Here is a 23252-nt window from a genome sequence, read left to right as displayed (position 1 = left end):
AGCCTGCGGGGTCTCACATCAGCTACTCTACCCGCAGGGTCTTCGTCTCGCACTCCAATCAACCGCTGGAAACAATGAAATATAGATGAGCATGAATAAATTTAATAACCCGAATGTATTTGCCTTTCCGCAAGCAAATACATTCGGGTTTTACTATGATTGAAACACGTTTGTCCCAGCCTCTTCTGTTTTATTTTTTGTAAATCACCATGGCAGAAAAGCAGTAGATCTGTTCTTCATCATCTTCCGGCAGGGCGGCTACATGGTATTTGATATCCACGATCTTCTTCTCATCCAGTTCCTTTAAAAATCCGTTCATATCCTGTTCCAGATCCTTTTCATGCTCATAATCGAACACTTTTACCTGTATCACGTTCACCACTCCCGTTTTTGATACCAGTATGGACATTTTTCTTACTATTCAAACAAATGATCCCAAAAAAGAGGACGCCCGCATGGACGCCCTCTCAACAGCTTATTTTTTTGGTTCTGTCTTACCTGACCAGTCCAGCATGCCGCCTTCCATGTTGACGACCTTGTATCCTTGGTCCTGAAGGTAGTGAGCCACATTTCCGCTTCGGTTACCGGAACGGCAGATCAGGAAATATTCCTTGTCTGTATCGAACTGATCGAGTGAATCAGGGATATCGCCCATCTTGATGTGTCGCGCGCCCGGGATCATGCCGCCGGCCACTTCTTCATCTTCCCGTACGTCGACGAGCTCAAGCGTTTCTCCGTTTTCGAGTTTCTTTTGAAGTTCATCTGTTGTAATGGTTTTGATTTCGTGCATCATCATCTTCCTTTCACGGTTCGTACCATGATTATAGCAAAGCTGCTGCCGGAAACAAATTAGTTCGCTACGATGTTGACGAGCTTACCTGGCACGGCGATGACCTTACGGACCGTTTTCCCTTCGATCTGGGCTTTGATTTCCTCATGATCCTTCGCCAGCTGTTCAAGGTCTTCCTTGTTCATGTCTGTCGGGATCATCACTTTTGCCCGGACCTTTCCGTTCACTTGCAGGACGATTTCCACTTCATTGTCGATGAGTTTCGACTCATCGAACGTCGGCCATGCTTCATAGGAAATGGTCTCCTCATGCCCAAGCTTGCTCCAAAGCTCTTCCGCCATATGAGGAGCGATCGGAGACAGGAGTTTAACGAATCCTTCGACGTATTCCCTTGGAAGTTCATCGGCTTTGTATGCATCGTTGATGAAGACCATGAGCTGAGAGATACCCGTGTTGAAGCGGAGGCCTTCATAATCCTCAGTCACTTTTTTAACGGTTTGATGATACGTTTTGTCGAGTTTCTCATTCGGACGGCCCGTGACCTTTCCGCTGAGCTTCCCGTCTTCTTCAACAAGGAGACGCCATACGCGGTCGAGGAAGCGACGCGCCCCGTCAAGACCGTTTGTGCTCCATGCGACAGACGCTTCGAGCGGCCCCATGAACATTTCGTACAAACGGAGCGTGTCTGCCCCGTGTGACTCGACGATTTGATCCGGGTTGACGACGTTGCCTTTGGATTTACTCATTTTCTCGTTGTTTTCACCTAGGATCATTCCCTGGTTGAAGAGCTTCTGGAACGGCTCCTTCGTCGGTACCACACCGATATCATAAAGGAATTTATGCCAGAACCGGGCGTATAGAAGGTGAAGGACGGCATGCTCGGCGCCTCCGATATACGTATCGACCGGCAACCACTCCTTCATCTTTTCGGCATCTGCAAGGGCTTCCTTGTTGTGTGGATCGATGTAGCGAAGGAAGTACCAGCAGCTTCCCGCCCATTGCGGCATCGTGTTCGTTTCACGACGGCCCTTCTTACCTGTTTCAGGATCTGTGACGTTCACCCAGTCGCTGATGTTGGCAAGCGGGGACTCACCCGTGCCTGAAGGCTTGATTTCCGTCGTCTTTGGAAGGATCAACGGCAACTCGCTTTCAGGTACTCCAGTGGCCGTGCCATCTTCCCAGTGGATGATCGGAATCGGTTCACCCCAATAACGTTGACGGCTGAACAGCCAGTCGCGGAGGCGATAGGTCACTTTTTTCGTTCCGATATTCTTCTCTTCAAGCCACGCAATTGCCTTCGTGATGGCTTCTTCTTTCCCCATTCCATCGAGGAACTCAGAGTTGACATGATCTCCATCACCTGTGTAGGCTTCCTTGTCGACATCACCGCCTGAGACGACTTCGATGATCGGAAGACCGAATTCTTTTGCGAACTCATAATCCCGTTCATCATGTGCAGGTACCGCCATGATGGCTCCTGAACCGTAGCTCATGAGAACATAATCGGCAATCCAGATCGGCATTTGTTTGCCATTCGCCGGATTGATGGCGTAGGCACCGGTGAATACACCTGTTTTTTCTTTGGCAAGATCCGTACGCTCAAGATCGCTCTTCGCTTTCACTTTGTCGAGATACGCCTCTACCTTCTCTTTTTGCTCCCCTGTCGTGATTTTCTCTACAAGGGGATGCTCAGGTGCAAGGACTGCATAAGTTGCGCCGAAGATCGTATCGGGACGGGTAGTGAATACGTCGAACGATTCGTCGTGGCCATCGATGTTGAAGACAACCTCCGCGCCTTCAGAACGTCCGATCCAGTTGCGCTGCATATCCTTGATGCTCTCCGGCCAGTCCACATCGTCCAGGTCTTCGAGAAGACGATCGGCATAGGCTGTGATTTTAAGGATCCACTGCCTCATCGGACGGCGCTCGACCGGGTGGCCGCCGCGTTCGCTCTTCCCGTCGATGACCTCTTCATTGGCAAGGACCGTACCAAGAGCAGGGCACCAGTTCACCGCTACTTCATCCACGTATGCCAGACCTTTTTCATACAGCTTCAGGAAGATCCACTGCGTCCATTTATAATAATCAGGATCCGTAGTATTCACTTCCCGGTCCCAGTCATAAGAGAACCCGAGGGATTTGATCTGTCTGCGGAAGTTGTTGATGTTCTGCTCCGTGAAGACAGCAGGATCATTCCCCGTATCCAGTGCGTATTGTTCTGCCGGCAGGCCGAATGCGTCCCAGCCCATCGGATGGAGGACATTGTAGCCCTGCATGCGCTTCATCCTTGAGAGGATATCCGTGGCCGTGAAGCCTTCTGGATGCCCTACATGCAGCCCGGCTCCTGACGGATATGGGAACATATCAAGGGCATAGAATTTTTTCTTCCCAGGGTCTTCCGTCGTTTTGAATGTCTTGTTTTCTTCCCAGTGTTTCTGCCATTTCGTCTCGACTTGCTTATGATTAAAACTCATCGTGAGACCTCCTTAGTGGTTTTACTTTCTTCGATAGCTGGAGATCGGGGCCATTGCCTTGAAATACAAAAAACTCCCGCCCCAAATAAGATATTTGGGACGAGAGTTTGGTTTATACTCCCGCGGTACCACCCACATTAGTGTACGCGCACTCAGCTTCATTCAACCATAACGCGGCAAACGGCAGATCCTACTCCATTCAGATCTGCGACTCAACAGGCGAGTTCATGAGGTCTTCCGATTGACTTTCACCAGCCGTCAACTCTCTGCTCCGGGACTCATCATTACTACTCCTGATCAACGTCTCATATAGTACTATCATATATATGGTCTATTTTAGTCAATTGTATACCTTCACGCAAGCCCTTTTTATTCTGCCGGTCCAAATGACGAGAAAAGCGGCGTTCACCCGGTGTGCCAGGTGAACGCCGCTTTCAACCTTCTATTGGACGGTGTAGCCCCCATCGAGTACGACCGATTGACCGGTCACGCCCTTTGCCGCGTCACTGCAGAGGAATAGCGTGTAATCCGCAATTTCCTTCACATCGAGAAGCCGCTTCTGAGGAACAAGGGGATAGATCACTTCTTCCACGACCTTATCGAGCTCCACTCCCCTTGTGGATGCAAGGTCTGCGAGCTGATTCCGGACGAGGGGGGTATCGACATACCCCGGGCATACGGAGTTGACCGTGATCCCCTGATCTGCCGTTTCAAGTGCAGCAACCTTCGTCAAACCGATGACGCCGTGCTTCGCCGAATTATACGCAGCCTTACCGGAAAAGCCGATGAGGCCATTGATGGAGGCCATATTGATGATCCGCCCCCACTGCTGATGCCTCATATGGGGCAATACCGCCTTGATGGCCATGAAGGGTGCGGTAAGCATCACTTTGATGAGCAGCTCAAACTTTTCGGTCGGGAATTCCTCGATATGGGCAACATGCTGGAGCCCTGCATTATTGATCAGTACATCGACCCGGCCGTATGCCTCCACCGTACTGTCTACTGCTCCGCGGATATCCTCTTCGGACGTCACGTCGCATTTGATGCCTTTAGCCTCGAAGCCCTCTTTCCTGAGGGAGCTTGCAGCTTCTTCCACTTTCTTTTCATCAAGATCGGTCAGGACGACCTTCGCTCCCTTGACCGCGAACTCCCTGCCGATCTCATACCCGATTCCTTGTGCAGCTCCTGTGATGAATACGACTTTATTTTCTACCATGATGAAACTCCTTTCTTAGATACCGAAACCTAGAGAGAATAAAACGATGGCGATGATGACGCCAATGAGCGGAACGATGACCGTCAATGCTCCTACGGCCCCATAAGCGGCCTCATGGGTCTCATTACAGATGGAGCGGATGGTCGTGACGACATATCCATTGTGGGGGAGAGAATCCAATGCCCCTGATGATATCGATACGACCCTGTGCAGTGCTTCCGGATTCACGCCCATATCCATGTAGTGAGGCGCGAGCAGCGGCAATGCGATCGCCTGACCGCCCGAGGATGATCCGGTCATACCCGCAATGACGCTGACGGCGATGGCTCCCCCGATCAACGGAGATCCCGGAATGCTCGTCATGGCCGTAACAGCTGTTTCAAATGCAGGGACCGCTTTGGCGACCCCGCCGAAACCTACGACGGCAGCCGTGTTCCCGATCGCGATCAGTGCACCGACGGTTCCTTCGGATACCGCACCCCAGAAGCCTTTGAAGTACTTCCTGTTCAGAAGATACGTTGTGATGACCCCACCAAGAAGGGCAATGATGAGCGCCGATTGCTTCAGCGAATCATGGAAGGCAAAGGATAGTCCAAGTACGACGAGGAGCGGGATCAGACCCATGATCGGATTCGGCAGTGGTCGACCTTCATCAATGATCGGATCTTCTTTTCTTGCTTCAAAACGCTCTCCTTTGGCCAGTGCTTTCTTGATCATGCGTTTCAACCACCAGTAGCCGAATGTGGCCATGAAGACCGCGACGATGATACTGACTTCCCATCCGGCATAAGGAGTTGTTCCAAGATATTCAATCGGAATCCAGTTCTGTATTTCCGGTGATCCGGCAGACGTCATCGTGAAGGTGACAGACCCGAGGGCCAGGGCAGCCGGGATGAAGCGCCTTGGAAGATCTGCCTGTTTGAACAGACTGAGGGCCATAGGATAGACAGAGAAAGCGACGACGAACAGGCTGACTCCGCCATACGTCAAGATCGCACAGGATGCCACGACGGCAAGCACTGCATACTTCATCCCCATCTTATCAACGACAAAGCGGGATACGCTATCGGCCGCCCCGCTGTCTTCCATTACCTTACCGAATACCGATCCGAGGAGGAACATGAGATACCAAGCAGCTACGAATCCAGTGAATCCACCCATATAATTTGTAACAAGATCGGCTTCTCCTTCCGCAGCAAGCTGCGGGAAAAGAGGCATTCCGCTCAATACAGCCACAAACAAGGCGGCCACTGGACCGACAACCAGGATATTCATGCCTTTCATCGTTAAATAGATTAATAGTAAGAGTCCTCCAATAAGGCCGATCATACTTAACATTGTTACTCCCCCTTTGTATTTGTAATCGTTTACATATTTTCGCACCCATAAAACGGGTTTTGTTCCCCATTCACATAATGTACTCGCAAGGAACGTGCCAAGTTTTTTATTATTCGGAAAGTTAGTGTGAATTTCTTGGCTGTACGGCGTTTCCCTTCCCTTTCTTGTCACGTTTCAGACCCATTTTTGGAAAAAAACTAAAAATATGGATTCACCTCATCTCCCCGTCGTACCCTATTAACCTGAAAAATCCGTCCGGAATTCCGGACAGATTCTTCCCCATGCTTTTTTCGCACACACAAACCTACCACTTTCATCCTATTTCCGGATTTCCGGACACATGTCCGATATTCCGGAAATCCTTTTCATTGAATCTGATATTTGTTCAATTTTTCGTACAGGCTCGATTTTCCTACCCCCAGTACCTGTGCCGCTTTCCGTTTGTCGGGATAGGTCCGGATCGTTTCTTCCAATATGGCTCGTTCCGTTTCTTCCATCATTTCTTTCAATGACTTCGACCCTGTTTTATATAAATTCCCCACCTTTAAATATGAGGGGAGTGCGTTGATTTTGATCTTGGTCCCGGACGTCAGATACGTAGCGGCGTGAATCACATTTTCCAGCTCCCTCAAGTTCCCCGGCCAGCTGTGTGATGTGAAGATCTCAAGCACATCATCTGTAAATCCGCTGATTCGTTTCCCTGAGGATTTGGTCGATTTCTCCAAGAAGAAGGAGGCAAGCCTTGAAAGATCTCCCTTCCTTTCCCTGAGGGATGGAAGTTGAAAAGGGATGACATTGATCCTGTAATACAAGTCGCTGCGGAAACGCTTTTCTTCCATCAGCGTTTCAAGCGGCCGGTTCGTGGCGGCGATGATCCGGACGTCCACTTGCTGGATCTTTGTCGAACCGACCGCCTCCACCTCCCCTTCCTGAAGGGCCCTGAGTAACTTCGCCTGCATATTCAAAGGCATATCGCCGATTTCATCGAGGAAGAGCGTCCCTTTGTGTGCAAGCTGGAACTTCCCCTTCTTGCCCCCTTTTTTTGCTCCTGTGAATGCCCCTTCTTCATATCCGAACAGCTCCGATTCCAGGAGATGCTCAGGTATGGCCGCGCAGTTGACCTTGATGAATGGCTGCGAGCTCCGTTCACTCAGCTGATGGATACTGTGGGCAAAAAGCTCTTTCCCCGTTCCGCTCTCCCCCCTGATCAAAATGGAAATATCACTCGGGGCGATCATTTGGACCTTTTCTTTCAATTCGAGCATCACTTCGGAATCACCGATGATATCGTTCAGGTTATAACGCACCCCGCTGTTGATATCCTGGATATAGCTCTGGATCTTTGACATCATGTTCTTCACATGGGAACTCATCTGCATCCATTCACTCGTATCCCGGAAGATGACCGAGCCGAAAGCCCCGATCACCTGACCGTCCACCACGATGGGGATCCGGTTGGCAATCATGTAGTTCCCCCGGATATATTGAAGGTCGGCCACCTCTTCTTTGCCGCTGGCCGCTACGATATGCATGCGTGTGTTTTCAATGATTTCCGTGACATGACTGCCGACTGCCTTTTCCCTTTCCACCTCGAGGAATTGGCAGTAGCTGTCGTTCATATAGATGATCGTCCCCCCCTCATCCACGACGACAAGCCATTCAAACGCGTTCTCCAGAATAATCTCGATCATCTCAACCGATACAGACTTCAGTAACGAACTCATTGACCCTTCCCCCAAACCCGAAATTTTCAGATAACTATATCCTAGCATACCATTTACAGACTCAAGGGAAAATAATCCTCACCACTTTTTGGAAAACGGTTTAAAGGCTTGATACGGAGGGAATCTCCTTAACAACGAATGGAGGAATGAAGGATGGAAATCGCCGAACTAAAGATTTTGTATTTTGAGGATGATGGAATCATCCCCAATAACCCGAATCTTCCGGTGTTATTATACAGAGATGCCCTTTCCGGAGAAACGGACAGCCCCGAAATGGTGTTCGAACGGAATGGTTGGTTCAACAGCTGGAGGAACGGAATATTTGATTACCACCATTTCCACAGTAATACCCATGAAGTGCTGGGGGTCATCGACGGGGAAGCCGAGGTCCTGGTCGGGGGCGAGTTCGGGGAAACAGTCCGCTTCCGAAAGGGTGATGTCCTTATCCTGCCTGCCGGTACCGGACACAAGCGGATCTCGGCGAGTGATGATTTCAAGGTTGCCGGTGCCTATCCCGATGGAAGGGACTACAATACAAAGGAAGGAAGGGCTGATGACAGGACGAGCTCGCGATTGGACATCATTTCGGTCCCCCTTCCATCCCGTGATCCCGTGTTCGGGGATTCCGGCCCGCTGATCCGTCACTGGAGAATCCCAAACAATCGGACCTAAGGTGGTTGCCTTTTTTCAGCGACCATGTTATTCTTATATAGCGATGAGCTGAATTGTGTAAGTCGGTAATCGCGTCCTTGTGACAACAGACGATGTGGCGTCTGGATTATCCGCCTCAATTTTTTTGCAAGTGGGCTTCCGTAGGATACGGGAGCCCTTTTAATTTGAAAACGAAAAAACAGAAAGCGTACGATGCATGCATCGTACGCTTTTTTTAATGGACTGAAATGGTTACCGGTTCTTTTTTCTTCAATGGACGATCATACATGCTGGATATGACCATGGCAGCGATATAAAAAGCAATCAAGACGACAAAGAGGATCTGCATACTGAACATATCGACCATCAATCCGCCGATAAGGGGACCGATCATGCGGCCTCCCGTCGCCGTGCTGTTGACGATGCCCTGATAGAATCCCTCCCGCCCTTTGGGCGCAAGGGAATTGGCAATGGTCGGAACTGCCGGCCAGATGAGCATCTCCCCGACGGTCAGGATGATCATGGCCGCCACAAACCACATGAATTGATCAGCAAATGCCGCAACGGCGAAAGAAAGCATGAAGATGACCGTCCCGATCATGATCTGGATTTTCAAATTATGCTCGAACCGTTTGATGGCTTTGGACAGCAGGGGTTGAGCAAGGACGATCAACGCCCCGTTGATTGTCCACAGGAAGCTGTACTGCTTAAGGGAAATGTTGATTTCCTGGGTATAGCTTGCGATTGTGGACTGCCACTGTACATATCCGACCCAGCATAGGAGGTATGCCCCGCAAATAAGCAGCAATGCCGTCAGCTTCGAACGGTCGCGTATCGGCCTTGATTCCTGAATGACAGATGTATGTCCCGCGACTTGGGCGGAGATTTTCTTGTAGCCGAACAGGGCGATCAGGAAGAATACGATGTACATCACGAAATTCGCCAGGAAGATATAATTGAATGAAAACGATGCAACAAGGCCACCGAGTGACGCCCCGACGGCGACCCCGATGTTCTGGGCCACGTAGACGGCATTGAACGCCTTCCTTCCCCCTGCCGGCCACACAGACCCTGCCATGGCGTACATGGATGGGAATACGATCCCCGATCCGAAGCCTACGATGGTCAGGAACACGACATAATGTGGCCATCCGTGCCAGAGGTTCATTCCACCAAGTGCTGTAAGAGTGATGAGAATGCCTAAAAGGATGGACCTGTACCCGCCCAATTTATCAAAAAGAAACCCTCCGATCAGATTCCCGGCAACGCTTGCCCCTGCGTTGAGCATGAGGACGATGCCGGCCATGGATAATGTCTTTCCAAGGTGATCATGAAGGTAAATGGTATTCAAAGGCCATAGGAAGGAAGAACCGGTAACGTTCACCATCATTCCGATGATGAGGAGCCATAAAGATCTTGGCATTTTTCCTCTTCCTTTCTAACACATATTTCAATTCCCTAGAGGATTTTACTCCTTTTCGATGAAAGGGGCAAGAACTATTTACCGGTTTCAAACCAGTTATGTAATGCTGCTTCGATGCGGTGATTCAAGCACTTGAACAAAAAATGCCAGCCCTGTAATCCAGGGCTGGCAGAAGGTGCTATTTATTATTATGATGGTCGCTCCGGACGGGTTGACTCCTGTGCTCATTCCGCTTTTTCACGGCTTCAACAGGATTGTACTCTTTACCGAACTCTGTATCGATCGGTTTGTTCCGTCCACTCTGCTCCGGGTTGTTTTGGTCGGATCGTTTCTTCAATGAAGGGTCCCCCCTACCGTAGAAGGATCATGCTCAAGGAGGATCATTTCATTCTGAAGATGCTGCACCTGAAGCCGCATCCTGTGAAGCTGTTCACGCTGCTGTGCATTGGCGCTTTGAGACAGCTGTGCGAGGTCATTGACCGATTCCTCGATTTTCTGCATGGCTTGCGTATACTCACTGTCTCCGTAATGTTCCTGTCCGAGTCCGGCCTGATACTGCTTTTGACCTTCACGGATGGCGTCTTCACACTTCTGGATACACTCGTCGATCGATTGCCTCGTTGCCATCTGAACATCCCCCTGCCTATTTAGTGCTTTCGGGAAGTACTTCCCATCCCTTAGTGTGAGCCTGCTCACCTATTTCAAAAGTGGTAAACTTCGCCTTTTCAGTCCCCGAGGATTCAATCTCCCCTTCTTTCATGTTAAAATCTCTATGATGAACCACCGAAAATGACGAATCAGGAGGTGTTTGCCATCGAGACAAACCCATTTCCATATGCAGCCGATCAAAAACGCTACCATACCTGGAATTATCATCTGCGCGGACACTTCGGCCATAAAGTGTTCAAAGTAGCACTGGATGGAGGATTCGACTGTCCGAACCGTGACGGCACGGCCGCATTTGGTGGATGCACCTTTTGCAGCGCGGCAGGGTCGGGTGACTTTGCAGGCAACAGGGCCGAATCGTTGGAAAAACAATTCCATGATATCAAGGATAAAATGCACAAAAAGTGGAAGGATGGCAAATACCTTGCCTATTTCCAAGCCTTCACCAATACCCACGCCCCCGTTGAGGTACTACGGGAACGCTATGAATCCGTGTTGAAGCAGGACGGTGTCATCGGCCTGTCCATCGCTACACGGCCAGACTGCCTCCCCGATGACGTAGTGGAGTATCTGGCTGAATTGAACGAAAGGACGTATCTATGGGTGGAGCTCGGGCTTCAGACGGTCCACGAAAAGACGGCAGGTCTGATCAACCGCGCCCATGATTATGAATGCTATAAAGAAGGTGTCAGGAAGTTAAGGAAGCATGGGATCCGGGTATGCTCCCATATTATCAACGGCCTTCCCCTTGAAACCGACGATATGATGCTGGAGACCGCAGCCGAGGTGGCGAAACTCGATGTACAGGGGATCAAAATCCATCTTCTGCATCTTCTGAAAGGCACACCTATGGTGAAACAATACGAAAAGGGGCTCCTTGAGTTCCTCGATTTTGATCGATACATACAATTGGTTTGTGATCAGCTCGAGATCATCCCTCCCGAAATGGTGGTGCACAGGATCACCGGAGACGGTCCCATCGATCTCATGGTAGGCCCGATGTGGAGCGTGAATAAATGGAGCGTGCTGAACGCCATCGATGATGAAATGAAGCGCCGCGAAAGCTGGCAGGGAAAATATTATAAAGTGGATGTGACAACATGAAATTAGACAGAATTCTACCGTTTGCAAGGCAGCTGCTCGAGCGTGCCGTGAGCCCCGGGGATGTCGTGATCGATGCCACCCTTGGAAATGGTCACGATACGCTGTTCCTCGCAAGGCTTGTAGGCGACAACGGCAGGGTCTACGGCTTTGACATTCAGGAAGAAGCCATCGAGAATACGAAAGAGCAGCTTGATACGCACGAATTGGCCCAGCGGGTCACCCTGTTCCATCAGGGGCATGAGACCGTGATGAATGTCATTCCTCCCGTCCATCACGGGAAAGTGACAGGTGCCATCTTCAATCTTGGTTACCTTCCCGGAGGGGATAAGGAAATCGTGACGCGTCCGAAAACAACGATCCTCGCGCTCAATCAGATCCTTGAAATGATGGCACCGGAAGGCATCCTTGTCCTTGTGATCTACCACGGGCACCCGGAAGGCGCGGTGGAGAGGGATTATATCCTGCGCTATGTGGAGAAGCTCGACCAGAATTATGTCCACGTCCTGCGCTATCAGTTCATGAATCAGCTCAACCATCCGCCATTCATCGTGGCCCTGGAAAAAAGATAAGCAAAAAGGGACGGCCAGCGGCCGTCCCTTTTTGTTATGCGTCCATCAGTGCATTGGCAATCAATTCAAATGATTTCAGCTTATCGTTGAAATCATACGTGATGCTCACGAGCATGACTTCGTCTGTTTGATACTGCTCGCTCAGGGCGAGGATTTTATTCTTCACGGTTTCGGGGCTTCCGACCACCATCCGCTTCCGATTCTCCTTGATCCGGAGAAGTTCGAACGGGCTGTAGTGGTACTGAGCCGCTTTCTCGGGACTCGGAGTTCCGTTCGAGCGCATCCCCTGTTCGATCATGAGGATAGAAAGATCGATGCTCGAGGCGACCCTTTCAGCCTCTTCGTCCGTTTCGGCACAGATCGCAAAGACAGCGACAATGTTCTTCGGCTGATCAAGATAAGGGCTTGGCACGAAGTTATTGCGGTAAGCTGCGGTGTATTGCGGACCGCCCTCGCCATTGATGAACTGGGCGAAGGTGTACGGAAGTCCTTTTTGAGCAGCCAGCATGGCGCTTGATGGACTGGATCCGAGTAGCCACACTTCAGGCATCGTGGCGATTTGCGGAGCAGCCGTGAGTCCCTGGTAAGGGTGGGAAGCCGGCAGGGAGTCCGTCAAATATCCGAGGAGGTCGTCGATTTGCTCAGGGTAGCGGTCGACGTCCCTTGGTTTCCCGTCATGCAGGGCCATCGTTGCCATAGGCATGCCGCCTGGAGCCCTTCCAAGACCGAGATCGATGCGTTCAGGATTCAGCCCCTCGAGCAACCGGAAATTTTCAGCCACTTTGTATGAGCTGTAGTGGGGAAGCATCACTCCGCCTGAGCCTATTTTGATCCTCTCTGTATTCTGTGCAAGATGGGCGATCAATACTTCCGGTGAAGAACCGGCGAGGCTGGTGGAATCATGGTGTTCAGAAACCCAGAAACGCTCATAGCCCAATCGATCGGCATGCTGTGCGAGTTTTACTGTATTTTGAAGAGCCTCTTGGGGGCTCATTCCTTCTGCGATCGGTGATTGATCGAGAATGCTTAATTTAATGGCCAATACTTACATCTCCTTTGTGTGATGTGAGTATTATTATCAATTCCATGATGAAAAATGTCCACTAACATGCTTAAAGGGTGACCGCCGGTCGGCGGTCACCCTTTAAGATTAATGTTTTGATACTTCGATGCGTCCTACAGACTTGTCTTTACTTTGACCCGTCACTTTGACTTTCAGGCCATATTCAGGAACATTCCGTCCCGCATCCGGCATCCTTGTATTCGAGTAATCTTTCCTGTCATAGAACTCAGGATTTTTCTTCGTATCCTTATCGGTAAGCGTCAACCCGAGAAGGTCGCGGTAATCGATGAACATCTTTTTCGCGTTATCCATGCTGAATGCAGCATCGTGGATCTGATAGCGGGTGGAAGCAACGGAACCATCACTCCATCTAATCGGTATTTGATCCGCATCGACCACTCCAAGATATCCATCACCAGGATGGATGCCAGTCCAGTTGTCATCGTACGATTCATCTGCATACCAGATTACAAGGCCCGGATCATATGACATGAGGCTGTCCCCACGCTTGATATGAGCCAGTCCCTTATCGACTCCCTGATGGTTTCTCCACTCAAGAAGGTAGTAATGTTCTGATTTTTTGACTCCCGTATCCTTCGCAAATCCTTCAAGCTTCACTTTCGCTGTACCCTCAGCATCATCGAAGAATACTTGTTTCCCATCTGCCGTCACCTTGATATCGTCTACATACAGACCAGGGTATACGGCTGCTACATCCGTCCAGTAGTTGATCTTCACTTTTACGTTTTTCCCTTTGTACGCACTCAGGTCAAACTTGGCATCGATCCAGCCGTCGGATTTCCCGGTGATCCCGTTACCAGGGTTTTGGCTATTCGGGTCTGCATCCGTTGTGATATTACCCGGGATGGTTGTCCATTGTTTCCCGTCCTCGCTTACTTGAACGGATCCATAATCCCAATCCTGCTCGATATCATACCAAGCTTTGAAGGAGAATTCTGCACTGGATGCGGATGACAGATTCACATCGACGACTGCGGAATTATCAAGATCATTTCCACTGCCGCTGAAGTAACTGTACTTTCCGCTGAACGGTTTGTTGACTGGTGTTTCTTTATCCGGCAGCGTGATCTTCAGCGCATCTGCATTCGTGCCTTTTGTATTGGCCTGATCGAGGTAGAATTCCGTTCCCTTTTTCTTCAGGTCATCAAGACTCACTTCATCATACTTCAACCAGTTGCCGCCATGGGCAGCCTGAAGGAATTCCTTGGACCATGCACTGAATCCGGTCGGCTCTGTGCCAGGGATCTTCCCTGCCCAGCTTCCGCTTGCCATGATGGACCAGTAGGCAACGGCCTCGCCTTCACCCGAATACTGGGTATCATATTCATCCGGAAGGCCGAGGTCATGTCCGTACTCATGGGCGAACACCCCTGCCGCTCCGTCTGCCGGCTGGATCGTGTAGTCATATGCAGCCATCTTTCCATCCCAGTAAGGGACGTCTGTTTCCGTTCCTTCAATCGGGAAGATATCTCCCAAGTTCCACCTGTGGGACCAGATGGCGTCTTCACCGAGACTTCCACCGCCTGCTTCTTCACCGACAGCTGAATGAACAACCATCAGATGATCGACCAGACCATCCGGCTCTCTTGTGTTTCCATCGCCATCCAGGTCATAACGGTCTTCCTGATCATATTGAGACAAATCAACATCCGGATCAGCCGCCGCAGCTTCTAGTGCTTCCTTGACGAGTTCCCTCGGCCTTGCGTCACTGCCATTCGCTCCGTTGCCGCCGTAGTAGGCAGCCGGATGCTTCGCCATATACCATTTGGTGACTTCTCCATCAACCGTATAGGCACCGTTCGTCTGTTGTTCGTAGAATTGCTTCATGGAGACCAGCTTCTCCCCATTGGGACCTTTGTATCCTCTATTACCGAATACCATGTCTTCATAGTGCTTTTGCACATAATCGTCATAGTACATGTCGGTTTCATCTTCCTGGATCGAGTTGTGAGGAAAATCAGGGAATTCCATCAGGACGACAAGGACCTTGTCCTCCCTGACATCCCCGTCATAGTATTCTTCCTTTACAGGGTCCAGGTTACGATGTTTCTTTTTCGAATTCTTCCCTTTTTCCTTCTTTTTGTTCTGGGTTATCTTCTTCTCGAGCTTCTCCTTCTCTTCCTTCAGCTCTCCATCATCTTCAAGCTCCTTCAAGCCGTCAGACTTTTCCTTCAGGAACTTCTGCACTCCTTTTTCAGCTTCAGCAGCTGATGCATTCTTAGAGATATCCCCTTTTTCCTTGAGCATCTCGATCAATCTCTCTTCATTGGCGATGGCAAGGTCAAACGGTCCTTCCCCGTGATTATGTACCTTCTTCTGTACAGGGTCCTTCAGGACGTTCACCGGAGTGGCGTCATGGGCGGACGCAGGGACGGCAAATAAACCGGCACTGAGCGCTGCGGCCATGGCGACAGACATGATTTTTCTAGACTTCACTTTCCATTCCCCCTAAAGTTTCTAGTAAATACTTTCTCTACCAAATATACTCCTATATTCTGAAAAGTAAATATTTTCAGAATCAAAACAGTTCTATCGTCCCGGTATAACCTGTCTTACCTGAAACCATCGAACCTGTTCGTTACCATTTTTTTCATGAAAACAAAAAGAAAACCTCGAGCGATGTCGAGGTTTTGGGATTCAAGATGTTTTTTTCCTACTTCTCCATTTCCGATACATTTTACCGTTGAAATAGAAGAATTTCGTGATCCATCCTGATTCATTGATGAATTCTTTCGAAAAGTGATGAACATCCCGCTGCTTCCTGGCTTTATCATCCGACAAATAAACGCCGATCAGCCCTTTGTTGATCAATCGGTGGAAATGGGCGTGTGGGAGTCCTTCCGTATGCTCATCCGCTTTGCGGAGGAAATGCAGGAGCCGTTCCTTCATGTGCTCTTCATCTTCATAATAGAAGCAGAAGTTGAGGTCCCCCCCTTCCCTGTCTTCTTCCTGATCGATGAAATAATCGAGGAGGATATGTAGTCCCTGTATATACGGGAAATAGCCGCTCTTGATTTTATCTGTATAGGACGGGTGGAAATCAGCACGGTTCGCATACGAGACGAGGCAGAAGATCCCGAGGGTCGATCCGGAGCAAGCAGAGAATTCATACCAGTCCATATCGGGAAGGTTCTCCCTGTGGGACTCGAACCACCCCTGCAGCCGTTCAACGCGCTCTTCCTGTTTCACATGCTTATGTATCTGCAGATCGCAATAGTAGTCACAAAGCTGCGCGAGCTCTTCCTTGATCGCATCATAGTTCTGGAGATCCTTGAGGACGCCCTGGCACGTCCTTACCAGCGCTTCTAAGTATCCGCCGTCATCCTGATCTTCCCTGAGGGCGTAATAGTTCACGGGTTCGGCATCGACATCGAGGGAATCCTTCATGGACTGGTGAAGGAGTGCAAAATCATCCGGATCAAGGGATACGCTCCGGTCACACAGATTGTCGAGATAATCGCTGATCGTTTGATAGGCCACGATGAAACGGATCGTTTCTACTTTCTTATCGAGGGAAAGGAGGGACATGATCCCTCCGCCTTCACAGTGAAACGTCTTATGTTCGATGCTTGAGAGGGCCTGTCGCCTCAATTCTTCATTCGGAATCGCTTCCGCCCGCTTTTTCCACTGATCAAGCTCGTGATGAACGTGTGGAAAGACATTTCGATATACTTTTGTCATTAATGAAAATGGATCGCTTGGTATAGACACGCTTATCACCTCTTCCTTACTTCATTACACAATATAACCCAGCGTTTTCAGCCGGCTTTCAATGAAAGACTTGGAGTACTCGAAAATTTCCTCCCTCTCCGGCTCATTGTAAAGTTCATGATAACATTTTGACCATTCTTTATAATGCATTTCGGACAAGGAAAGTTCTGTAAACCATTTTTTCACAGCCCGTTTATCTACGATTTGATCATCCCCCGCCTGCATGACGAGCAATGGATAGTCAGGCATCTTATCCAGCTCCTGGTGAGCATGCTTCATCGCATTGATCAATTCCCGATACCACCGGACAGAGACTTTCGTGATATAGAGGGAATCGTTGCTGTCGATCTCACGGACTTCAGCGTTCCTGGTCGCCATATTGATGGATAATCCCGATGGGAATTTAACCGATGGGGCGACTTTATTCAGACCATAGGAAAGCAGGTCCACCGACTTGTTCGGATAATTCATCAATCCGAGGCAGGGCGAGGAGAGAATGACCCCTGCAAGATTCACGTGGGATTCCTGGAGCAGACGTACCGTGACGAGCCCTCCCATGCTGTGACCGATCACAAATACAGGGAGCTCGAACTGATAGGCTGCCTGGATCCAATCTTTCACTTCGATGAGGTACTCTTCGAATGATTCAATATGGCCCCTCATGCTCCGGGAGGTCATCCCCTGGCCGGGCAGGTCGCCCATGACGACATGATACCCTGCCGAGCGCCACATTTCAATGAGCCAACCATAACGGCCGTGATGCTCCATTGCTCCGTGAACGATTACGATGACTGCCTTCGCTTCTTGATCCGTTTCCCATTTCCACATGGCGAATCCTCCTTTAAATATGGTAATTCCGAAAAATTCTGCTACCATTTATTATAGTAAATATTTCTGAAAGGGGTTAGTATAAAGTGCTCTATCCATATTATAATAATAAACCGATCATTGCAGAGTCCGCATATATTGCAGATTATGTGACAATCTCCGGGGATGTCGAGATCGGGGAAGAGTCGAGCGTCTGGTTCAATTCCGTCATACGGGGGGATGTCGCCCCGACCAAGATCGGGAGAAAGGTCAATATCCAGGACAACTCCGTGCTTCACCAAAGTCCGGACAATCCCCTGATCATCGAGGATGAGGTCACCGTAGGTCACTCGGTCATCCTGCACAGCTGCAAAATCCGAAAAAAGGCGTTGATCGGAATGGGCTCGATCATCCTGGATAATGCCGAGATCGGTGAAGGCGCCTTCATCGGTGCCGGGAGCCTGGTCCCTCAGGGGAAGGTCATCCCTCCCCACACCCTCGCATTCGGCAGACCCGCAAAGGTTGTCAGGGAGCTGAATGAGGACGATATCATCGACATGGAGCGGATCTCAAGGGAGTATGCGGAAAAAGCACAACATTATAAAGCCTCCAAGCCCCTCTAGTCACTTATACTTGGGATACCCCAACTTGATGGAGATTACTCGGATTGTTTGTAAAGGCCCGGAATAACCAAAGAAGTTGGGACAACACTAAAAAGATACCAGACACGATCCGTAAAGGTTCTTTATCCCGCTCATGATTTCCGTGCAAGACGTCGCTTTCCAAGGGTAGCCCAGGAGCCTCCTCGGGGCATGGATCTCTCAAAAGCTACTCTTCCCGCAGGAGTCTTCGTCTTCGTCTGCCACTCCATTCAACCGTTGGAGACAATGAAATCGTAATGGTCATGAAACAAATAAAAAACCCGAACTGCTTTGCCTTATCGCAGTTCGGGTTTTACTATGACTAAAACACGTTTGTTCCAGCCTCTTTTTGTTTATAGGGGTGATCAAGCAAGCGCTTCTGCTTTAAGAGCGTCTGCCTTATCTGTACGCTCCCAAGGAAGATCAAGGTCATTACGTCCGAAATGACCGTAAGCAGCCGTCTGTTTGTAGATCGGGCGGCGAAGGTCAAGCATCTTGATGATGCCTGCCGGGCGAAGGTCGAAGTTATTGCGGACAACGTCCACCAATACATCTTCGGATACTTGTCCGGTTCCGAATGTGTCGACAGAGATCGATACCGGCTGTGCAACACCGATGGCGTATGCAAGCTGAACTTCACACTTCTCGGCAAGTCCTGCAGCCACGATGTTCTTCGCAACATAACGTGCAGCATAGGCAGCAGAGCGGTCAACCTTGGTAGCATCCTTACCTGAGAATGCACCACCACCGTGACGCGCGTACCCACCATACGTATCAACGATGATCTTACGGCCTGTCAGACCGGCATCTCCTTGTGGTCCACCGATAACGAAGCGACCAGTCGGGTTGATGAAGTATTTTGTGTTTTCGTCGATCAATTCTTTCGGAACGACTGGATCGATCACATATTCCTTCAGGTTACGCTGGATTTGCTCAAGCGTCACTTCAGGATGATGCTGAGTAGAGATGACAATCGTGTCGATGCGGACAGGCTTGTCGTTCTCATCGTATTCAACCGTCACTTGCGTTTTTCCATCCGGACGAAGGTAAGGAAGGATTTCTTCTTTACGCACTTCAGTCAGGCGACGGGAGATTTTATGAGAAAGGGAGATCGGAAGAGGCATAAGCTCCTTCGTTTCATTGCAGGCGAATCCGAACATGAGACCTTGGTCACCGGCACCGATGGCGTCGATCTCTTCTTCGCTCATTTGTCCTTCACGGGCTTCAAGGGCCTGATCCACCCCTTGGGCGATATCGGCCGATTGCTCATCGATTGATGTAAGGACGGCACATGTTTCAGCATCGAAACCGTATTTTGCACGCGTATATCCGATTTCACGGATGGTTTCGCGGACGATTTTCGGGATATCGACATACGTGTTGGTTGTGATTTCACCGGCAACAAGAACGAGACCAGTAGTAACGGATGTTTCACAAGCTACACGCGCATTGGGATCATTCGTAAGAATAGCATCAAGAATTGAATCAGAGATTTGGTCACAAATTTTATCTGGATGTCCTTCCGTTACGGACTCAGATGTAAACAGACGACGTTTAGTTGACATCAAGGTTCCTCCTTAAACACATTTGCCGGTGGCTTCCGGCGAATTTAGCGAAGCAGATACGGTACTCATTTCCCTAAGTAGTATGAAGTAAACACGGCGGCCCCGCTGCCGGGATCGGACCCGGGGATTGCCATGTAGCAGGTCAAATAAAAAACCCTCCCTCTGGAAAGCATGCAGAGGAAAGGGTTGAACTTTTAGCCGCGCCTTTTCTCTCTTATCGTTCAAGGTTTGCACCTTGCCTCAGTTTAGCACCTTCGCTTTTGGGAAAATCGTTCCATTTTCCTTCATCTCATAGCAGGTTGCTGGGTTTCATAGGGTCTGCTCCCTCCACCAGCTCAGGATAAGAGTATCCGTTCAAGGTACAATAATACCGGTTCAACGGCGGGGTGTCAACACTTTCCCCCCTGCTAGGTTTAACCATCCCTTCTCTCCTCCCATTGAGACATCACAATCACTCACAGCGTTAACACCAAGCCGATATTCTGCATATAAATGGGATTATACGAGCATCCAATCATGAATTGATCATTATTTTTCAGAAAAATAATGATATAGTATAGACTAATATTTCTAATGTGTTATACTAATCATCGAGAAGCAAACTTACTTAAAATTCACATAAAGGAAGGGTTCGAATGAATACTGTGAGCAAATCAAATGAGTTGACGCAATTACTGAATGGCGAAAACATACACCATCAATTATCCGTCCCGCAGCTGGTGGAAAAGATCCTTCAGCGAAATGAAGGGATCCTGACTTCCTCCGGTGCCGTCAGGGCCAAAACCGGAAAATATACCGGACGCTCACCTCAGGATAAATTCATTGTGGAAGAAGCTTCCTCCAAAGATAAAATCGAGTGGGGCAATGTCAATCAACCGATCTCGGAAGAATCCTTCGACCGGTTATATGGAAAGGTCCTTGATTACCTCCAACAAAAAGAAGAGCTGTTCGTGTTCAACGGGTATGCGGGGGCCGACCGCAAGCACCGCCTCCCGATCCAGGTGATCAATGAGCTCGCATGGCATAATCTATTCGCCCATCAGCTCTTCATCCGTCCCGAAGACGGGGAACTGAGCGGTCACGATCCGGAATTCACGATCGTCTCTGCGCCTCATTTCAAGGCCGATCCCGCCGTGGATGGAACCCATTCTGAAACGTTCATCATCGTTTCGTTCGAGAAACGGATAGTCCTTATCGGCGGTACGGAGTATGCAGGTGAAATGAAGAAATCGATCTTCTCCGTCATGAACTATGTTCTCCCCGAGTCCGATATCCTTTCCATGCACTGCTCTGCCAATGTCGGACTTGAAGGCGATGTCGCCCTCTTCTTTGGACTGTCCGGTACGGGTAAAACGACTTTGTCTGCCGATCCCAACCGCAGGCTCATCGGTGACGACGAGCACGGCTGGTCACCGAACGGCGTATTCAATATCGAGGGGGGCTGCTATGCAAAATGTATCGGCCTCACCCGTGAAAAAGAGCCTCAGATCTTCGATGCGATCCGCTTCGGTTCCGTACTGGAGAATGTGGCTGTCGATGAAGATACCCGGGCGTCTGATTACGAGGATGCGTCCATGACGGAAAACACGCGTGCCGCCTATCCGCTTCAAGCGATGGAGAACATCGTCGATCCAAGCGTTGCCGGTCACCCGAACACGATCGTATTCCTCACCGCAGATGCATTCGGTGTGCTTCCTCCGATCAGCAAGCTCACGAAGGAGCAGGCCATGTATCATTTCTTGAGCGGGTACACGTCCAAGCTTGCCGGTACAGAACGCGGCATCACGTCCCCGCAAGCAACCTTCTCCACCTGCTTCGGGTCACCATTCCTCCCTCTTCCGGCCATCCGCTATGCGGAGATGCTCGGCAAGAAGATCGATGAGCATAACGCTCAGGTATACCTCGTGAACACGGGGTGGACCGGCGGTGAGTACGGTGTCGGCAGCCGGATGAAGCTGTCTTATACACGCTCCATGGTCCAAGCGGCACTTGAAGGGGAACTCACCCACGTGGAAACGAAGACCGATGAGATCTTCGGCCTTCATATCCCCCACCATGTCCCTGGCGTACCGGATGACGTACTCCAGCCGAAAAGAACCTGGATGAACGAAGACGCTTACGAGTCAAAAGCGAAAGAACTTGCCTATAAATTCAATGAAAACTTCAAAAAGTTCAGCATGATGACAGGCGAGATCGAGGCAAAGGGCGGACCCCTCGTCTGATCTGCACCTAAAAAAGGCCGGCACTCCTTACCAGAGGATGCCGGCCTTTCTATTTATGTAGGGAGTCCGACGCACCGAATCCCTCTACAGTCCTTTCTTACGCCCTGTAATGCGGTTGAAGATGAACACGACGATGGCAATCACGAGCAATACGTGAATCACCGCGCCCCCAATTTTGAAAATAAGACCAAGAAGCCATAAAATCAATAAAATACCGATAATCGTCCAAATCATGATGTGCTGCACCTCCTTATTTACTCTTACGATTCCCCAAGGCCGGAATTTTAAAACCTTCCCCCCTCATTCTTTTCGCTGCCACATGAAAATTGAATACATACAATCAAATCCTCTGGCAAAACCTATCCACAGAAGAATTCAGACTACTGCAACCATGAAAGAGAGGCTTCTTATGGATATCTTTTTAGCCATACTCCCTGCAATCTTCTGGGGTAGCATCGTATTATTCAACGTAAAACTGGGAGGCGGGCCTTACAGCCAGGTACTCGGGACCACGATCGGAGCGCTCATCCTCTCCTTTGGGATCTACCTCTTCATCCAGCCGGAACTGAACTCGACGATCATCATCGTCGGAATCGTGTCAGGTTTATTCTGGACGGTCGGACAGGTGAACCAATTAAAGACGTTCCAATATATCGGCGTGAGTAAAACGATGCCGATTTCCACCGGTATGCAGCTCGTTTCCACCGCTCTGTTCGGCGTCATCGTCTTTCATGAATGGTCCACCACAACCACCGTCATCCTCGGTGTGATCGCCCTGATCTGTATCGTCGTCGGGATCGTCTTCACCTCTTATGAAGAGAAAAAAGGAAACGAAGAAGAATCGGGCAACTTCAAGAAAGCCATCCTCACCCTCATCGTATCCACGATCGGTTATCTGATCTACGTCGTCGTGGCAAGGCTCTTCAACGTCGATGGCTGGGTGGCCCTGTTCCCTCAGGCGATCGGGATGTTCATCAGTGCCGTGATCCTGACGTTCAGACATAAGCCGTTCAACAAATACGCCATCCGGAATATCATCCCCGGACTCATCTGGGCACTGGGCAATATGTTCCTCTTCATCTCCCAGCCTCGGGTGGGAGTGGCGACGAGTTTCTCCCTTTCCCAAATGGGGATCGTCATCTCGACATTAGGGGGGATCTTCATCCTCGGTGAGAGGAAAACGAAGAAACAGCTTGTCCTGATCTCATTCGGGATCATCTTGATCATCATCGGGGGCGTCCTGTTGGGGATTGCCAAACAATAA

General features: G+C 49.8%; 21 protein-coding genes, 1 riboswitch and 1 other annotated feature. Of the genes, 6 read left to right on the top strand and 15 right to left on the bottom strand.

Annotation, left to right across the window (positions count from 1 at the left end):
* Positions 1-190 precede the first annotated feature (190 nt).
* The 6 genes from ACNA6I_RS00360 to ACNA6I_RS00335 all read right to left on the bottom strand — a co-directional run bounded on the left by ACNA6I_RS00360 (position 191) and on the right by ACNA6I_RS00335 (position 7545).
* Positions 191-373 carry a sporulation protein Cse60 gene (locus tag ACNA6I_RS00360; protein WP_048007400.1) on the bottom strand — a complete coding sequence of 61 codons (183 nt, stop codon included), beginning with the start codon at positions 371-373 and terminating at the stop codon, positions 191-193.
* 102 nt (positions 374-475) lie between these two features.
* Entirely contained in the window at positions 476-790 is a 315-nt protein-coding gene (locus ACNA6I_RS00355) for a rhodanese-like domain-containing protein (RefSeq protein ID WP_048007399.1), read from the bottom strand.
* Between the two features lie 59 nt (positions 791-849).
* Positions 850-3264, bottom strand: a complete 2415-nt coding sequence (gene leuS, locus ACNA6I_RS00350) for a leucine--tRNA ligase (RefSeq protein ID WP_048007398.1) — start codon at positions 3262-3264, stop codon at positions 850-852.
* Between the two features lie 92 nt (positions 3265-3356).
* Positions 3357-3574: a binding site (T-box leader), on the bottom strand.
* 132 nt (positions 3575-3706) lie between these two features.
* Positions 3707-4483 (bottom strand): 3-hydroxybutyrate dehydrogenase, encoded by a 777-nt coding sequence (locus ACNA6I_RS00345; protein WP_251527174.1) that lies wholly within the window; start codon positions 4481-4483, stop codon positions 3707-3709.
* A 15-nt stretch (positions 4484-4498) separates the two neighbouring features.
* Entirely contained in the window at positions 4499-5821 is a 1323-nt protein-coding gene (locus ACNA6I_RS00340; RefSeq protein WP_048013499.1) for a GntP family permease, read from the bottom strand.
* A gap of 365 nt (positions 5822-6186) precedes the next feature.
* Positions 6187-7545: a sigma-54 interaction domain-containing protein gene (locus tag ACNA6I_RS00335; protein ID WP_251527172.1), complete on the bottom strand. Its 1359-nt coding sequence runs from the start codon at positions 7543-7545 to the stop codon at positions 6187-6189.
* Between the two features lie 153 nt (positions 7546-7698).
* Here ACNA6I_RS00335 and ACNA6I_RS00330 point away from each other — a divergent pair, with 153 nt between their 5' ends.
* Positions 7699-8217: a cupin domain-containing protein gene (locus ACNA6I_RS00330; protein ID WP_048013497.1), complete on the top strand. Its 519-nt coding sequence runs from the start codon at positions 7699-7701 to the stop codon at positions 8215-8217.
* A 214-nt stretch (positions 8218-8431) separates the two neighbouring features.
* Here ACNA6I_RS00330 and ACNA6I_RS00325 read toward each other — a convergent pair whose 3' ends face one another.
* The 3 genes from ACNA6I_RS00325 to ACNA6I_RS00315 all read right to left on the bottom strand — a co-directional run bounded on the left by ACNA6I_RS00325 (position 8432) and on the right by ACNA6I_RS00315 (position 10246).
* A complete protein-coding gene (locus tag ACNA6I_RS00325; protein WP_048007393.1) occupies positions 8432-9619 on the bottom strand; it encodes an MDR family MFS transporter in 1188 nt (395 codons plus the stop codon).
* Between the two features lie 178 nt (positions 9620-9797).
* Positions 9798-9956, bottom strand: a complete 159-nt coding sequence (locus ACNA6I_RS00320; RefSeq protein WP_048007392.1) for a hypothetical protein — start codon at positions 9954-9956, stop codon at positions 9798-9800.
* Positions 9953-10246 (bottom strand): YtzC family protein, encoded by a 294-nt coding sequence (locus ACNA6I_RS00315; RefSeq protein ID WP_048007391.1) that lies wholly within the window; start codon positions 10244-10246, stop codon positions 9953-9955. The genes ACNA6I_RS00320 and ACNA6I_RS00315 overlap by 4 nt, the downstream gene beginning before the upstream one ends.
* Before the next feature lie 162 nt (positions 10247-10408).
* Between ACNA6I_RS00315 and ACNA6I_RS00310 the strand changes: the two genes are divergently transcribed.
* Positions 10409-11389, top strand: a complete 981-nt coding sequence (locus ACNA6I_RS00310; protein WP_252264982.1) for a TIGR01212 family radical SAM protein — start codon at positions 10409-10411, stop codon at positions 11387-11389.
* Positions 11386-11958 (top strand): class I SAM-dependent methyltransferase, encoded by a 573-nt coding sequence (locus tag ACNA6I_RS00305; protein WP_159646167.1) that lies wholly within the window; start codon positions 11386-11388, stop codon positions 11956-11958. The genes ACNA6I_RS00310 and ACNA6I_RS00305 overlap by 4 nt, the downstream gene beginning before the upstream one ends.
* A 34-nt stretch (positions 11959-11992) precedes the next feature.
* Here ACNA6I_RS00305 and ACNA6I_RS00300 read toward each other — a convergent pair whose 3' ends face one another.
* From ACNA6I_RS00300 to ACNA6I_RS00285, 4 genes are all read right to left on the bottom strand, one after another.
* The gene (locus tag ACNA6I_RS00300) at positions 11993-13000 is read right to left on the bottom strand and encodes an LLM class flavin-dependent oxidoreductase (RefSeq protein ID WP_416312758.1); all 1008 of its coding nucleotides are present in this window, start codon (positions 12998-13000) and stop codon (positions 11993-11995) included.
* A gap of 108 nt (positions 13001-13108) precedes the next feature.
* On the bottom strand, positions 13109-15478 hold the full coding sequence (locus ACNA6I_RS00295; protein WP_416312757.1) for an immune inhibitor A domain-containing protein: 2370 nt from the start codon (positions 15476-15478) through the stop codon (positions 13109-13111).
* Between the two features lie 201 nt (positions 15479-15679).
* On the bottom strand, positions 15680-16753 hold the full coding sequence (locus ACNA6I_RS00290) for a tetraprenyl-beta-curcumene synthase family protein (protein ID WP_416312756.1): 1074 nt from the start codon (positions 16751-16753) through the stop codon (positions 15680-15682).
* 24 nt (positions 16754-16777) lie between these two features.
* Positions 16778-17581: an alpha/beta fold hydrolase gene (locus ACNA6I_RS00285; protein WP_048007386.1), complete on the bottom strand. Its 804-nt coding sequence runs from the start codon at positions 17579-17581 to the stop codon at positions 16778-16780.
* Between the two features lie 86 nt (positions 17582-17667).
* Here ACNA6I_RS00285 and ACNA6I_RS00280 point away from each other — a divergent pair, with 86 nt between their 5' ends.
* Positions 17668-18183, top strand: a complete 516-nt coding sequence (locus tag ACNA6I_RS00280; RefSeq protein WP_416312755.1) for a gamma carbonic anhydrase family protein — start codon at positions 17668-17670, stop codon at positions 18181-18183.
* A 383-nt stretch (positions 18184-18566) separates the two neighbouring features.
* Here ACNA6I_RS00280 and metK read toward each other — a convergent pair whose 3' ends face one another.
* A complete protein-coding gene (gene metK / locus ACNA6I_RS00275) occupies positions 18567-19766 on the bottom strand; it encodes a methionine adenosyltransferase (protein WP_048007384.1) in 1200 nt (399 codons plus the stop codon).
* Positions 19767-19977: 211 nt separating this feature from the next.
* Positions 19978-20113: riboswitch (SAM riboswitch) on the bottom strand.
* A 288-nt stretch (positions 20114-20401) separates the two neighbouring features.
* Here metK and pckA point away from each other — a divergent pair.
* Complete coding sequence (pckA, locus tag ACNA6I_RS00270) at positions 20402-21988, top strand: phosphoenolpyruvate carboxykinase (ATP) (protein ID WP_252264985.1); 1587 nt, start codon at positions 20402-20404, stop codon at positions 21986-21988.
* Positions 21989-22072: 84 nt separating this feature from the next.
* On the opposite strand, the gene ACNA6I_RS00265 is transcribed toward pckA, so the two are convergent.
* Positions 22073-22222: a lmo0937 family membrane protein gene (locus ACNA6I_RS00265; protein WP_142128989.1), complete on the bottom strand. Its 150-nt coding sequence runs from the start codon at positions 22220-22222 to the stop codon at positions 22073-22075.
* Positions 22223-22397: 175 nt separating this feature from the next.
* Here ACNA6I_RS00265 and ACNA6I_RS00260 point away from each other — a divergent pair, with 175 nt between their 5' ends.
* Entirely contained in the window at positions 22398-23252 is an 855-nt protein-coding gene (locus tag ACNA6I_RS00260; RefSeq protein ID WP_053426261.1) for a GRP family sugar transporter, read from the top strand.

Source organism: Rossellomorea sp. FS2 (genome assembly GCF_047915635.1).
In the GTDB taxonomy this organism is placed as follows: Bacteria; Bacillota; Bacilli; order Bacillales; family Bacillaceae_B; genus Rossellomorea; species Rossellomorea marisflavi_A.
This window is presented reverse-complemented; position numbering and strand designations above follow the sequence as displayed.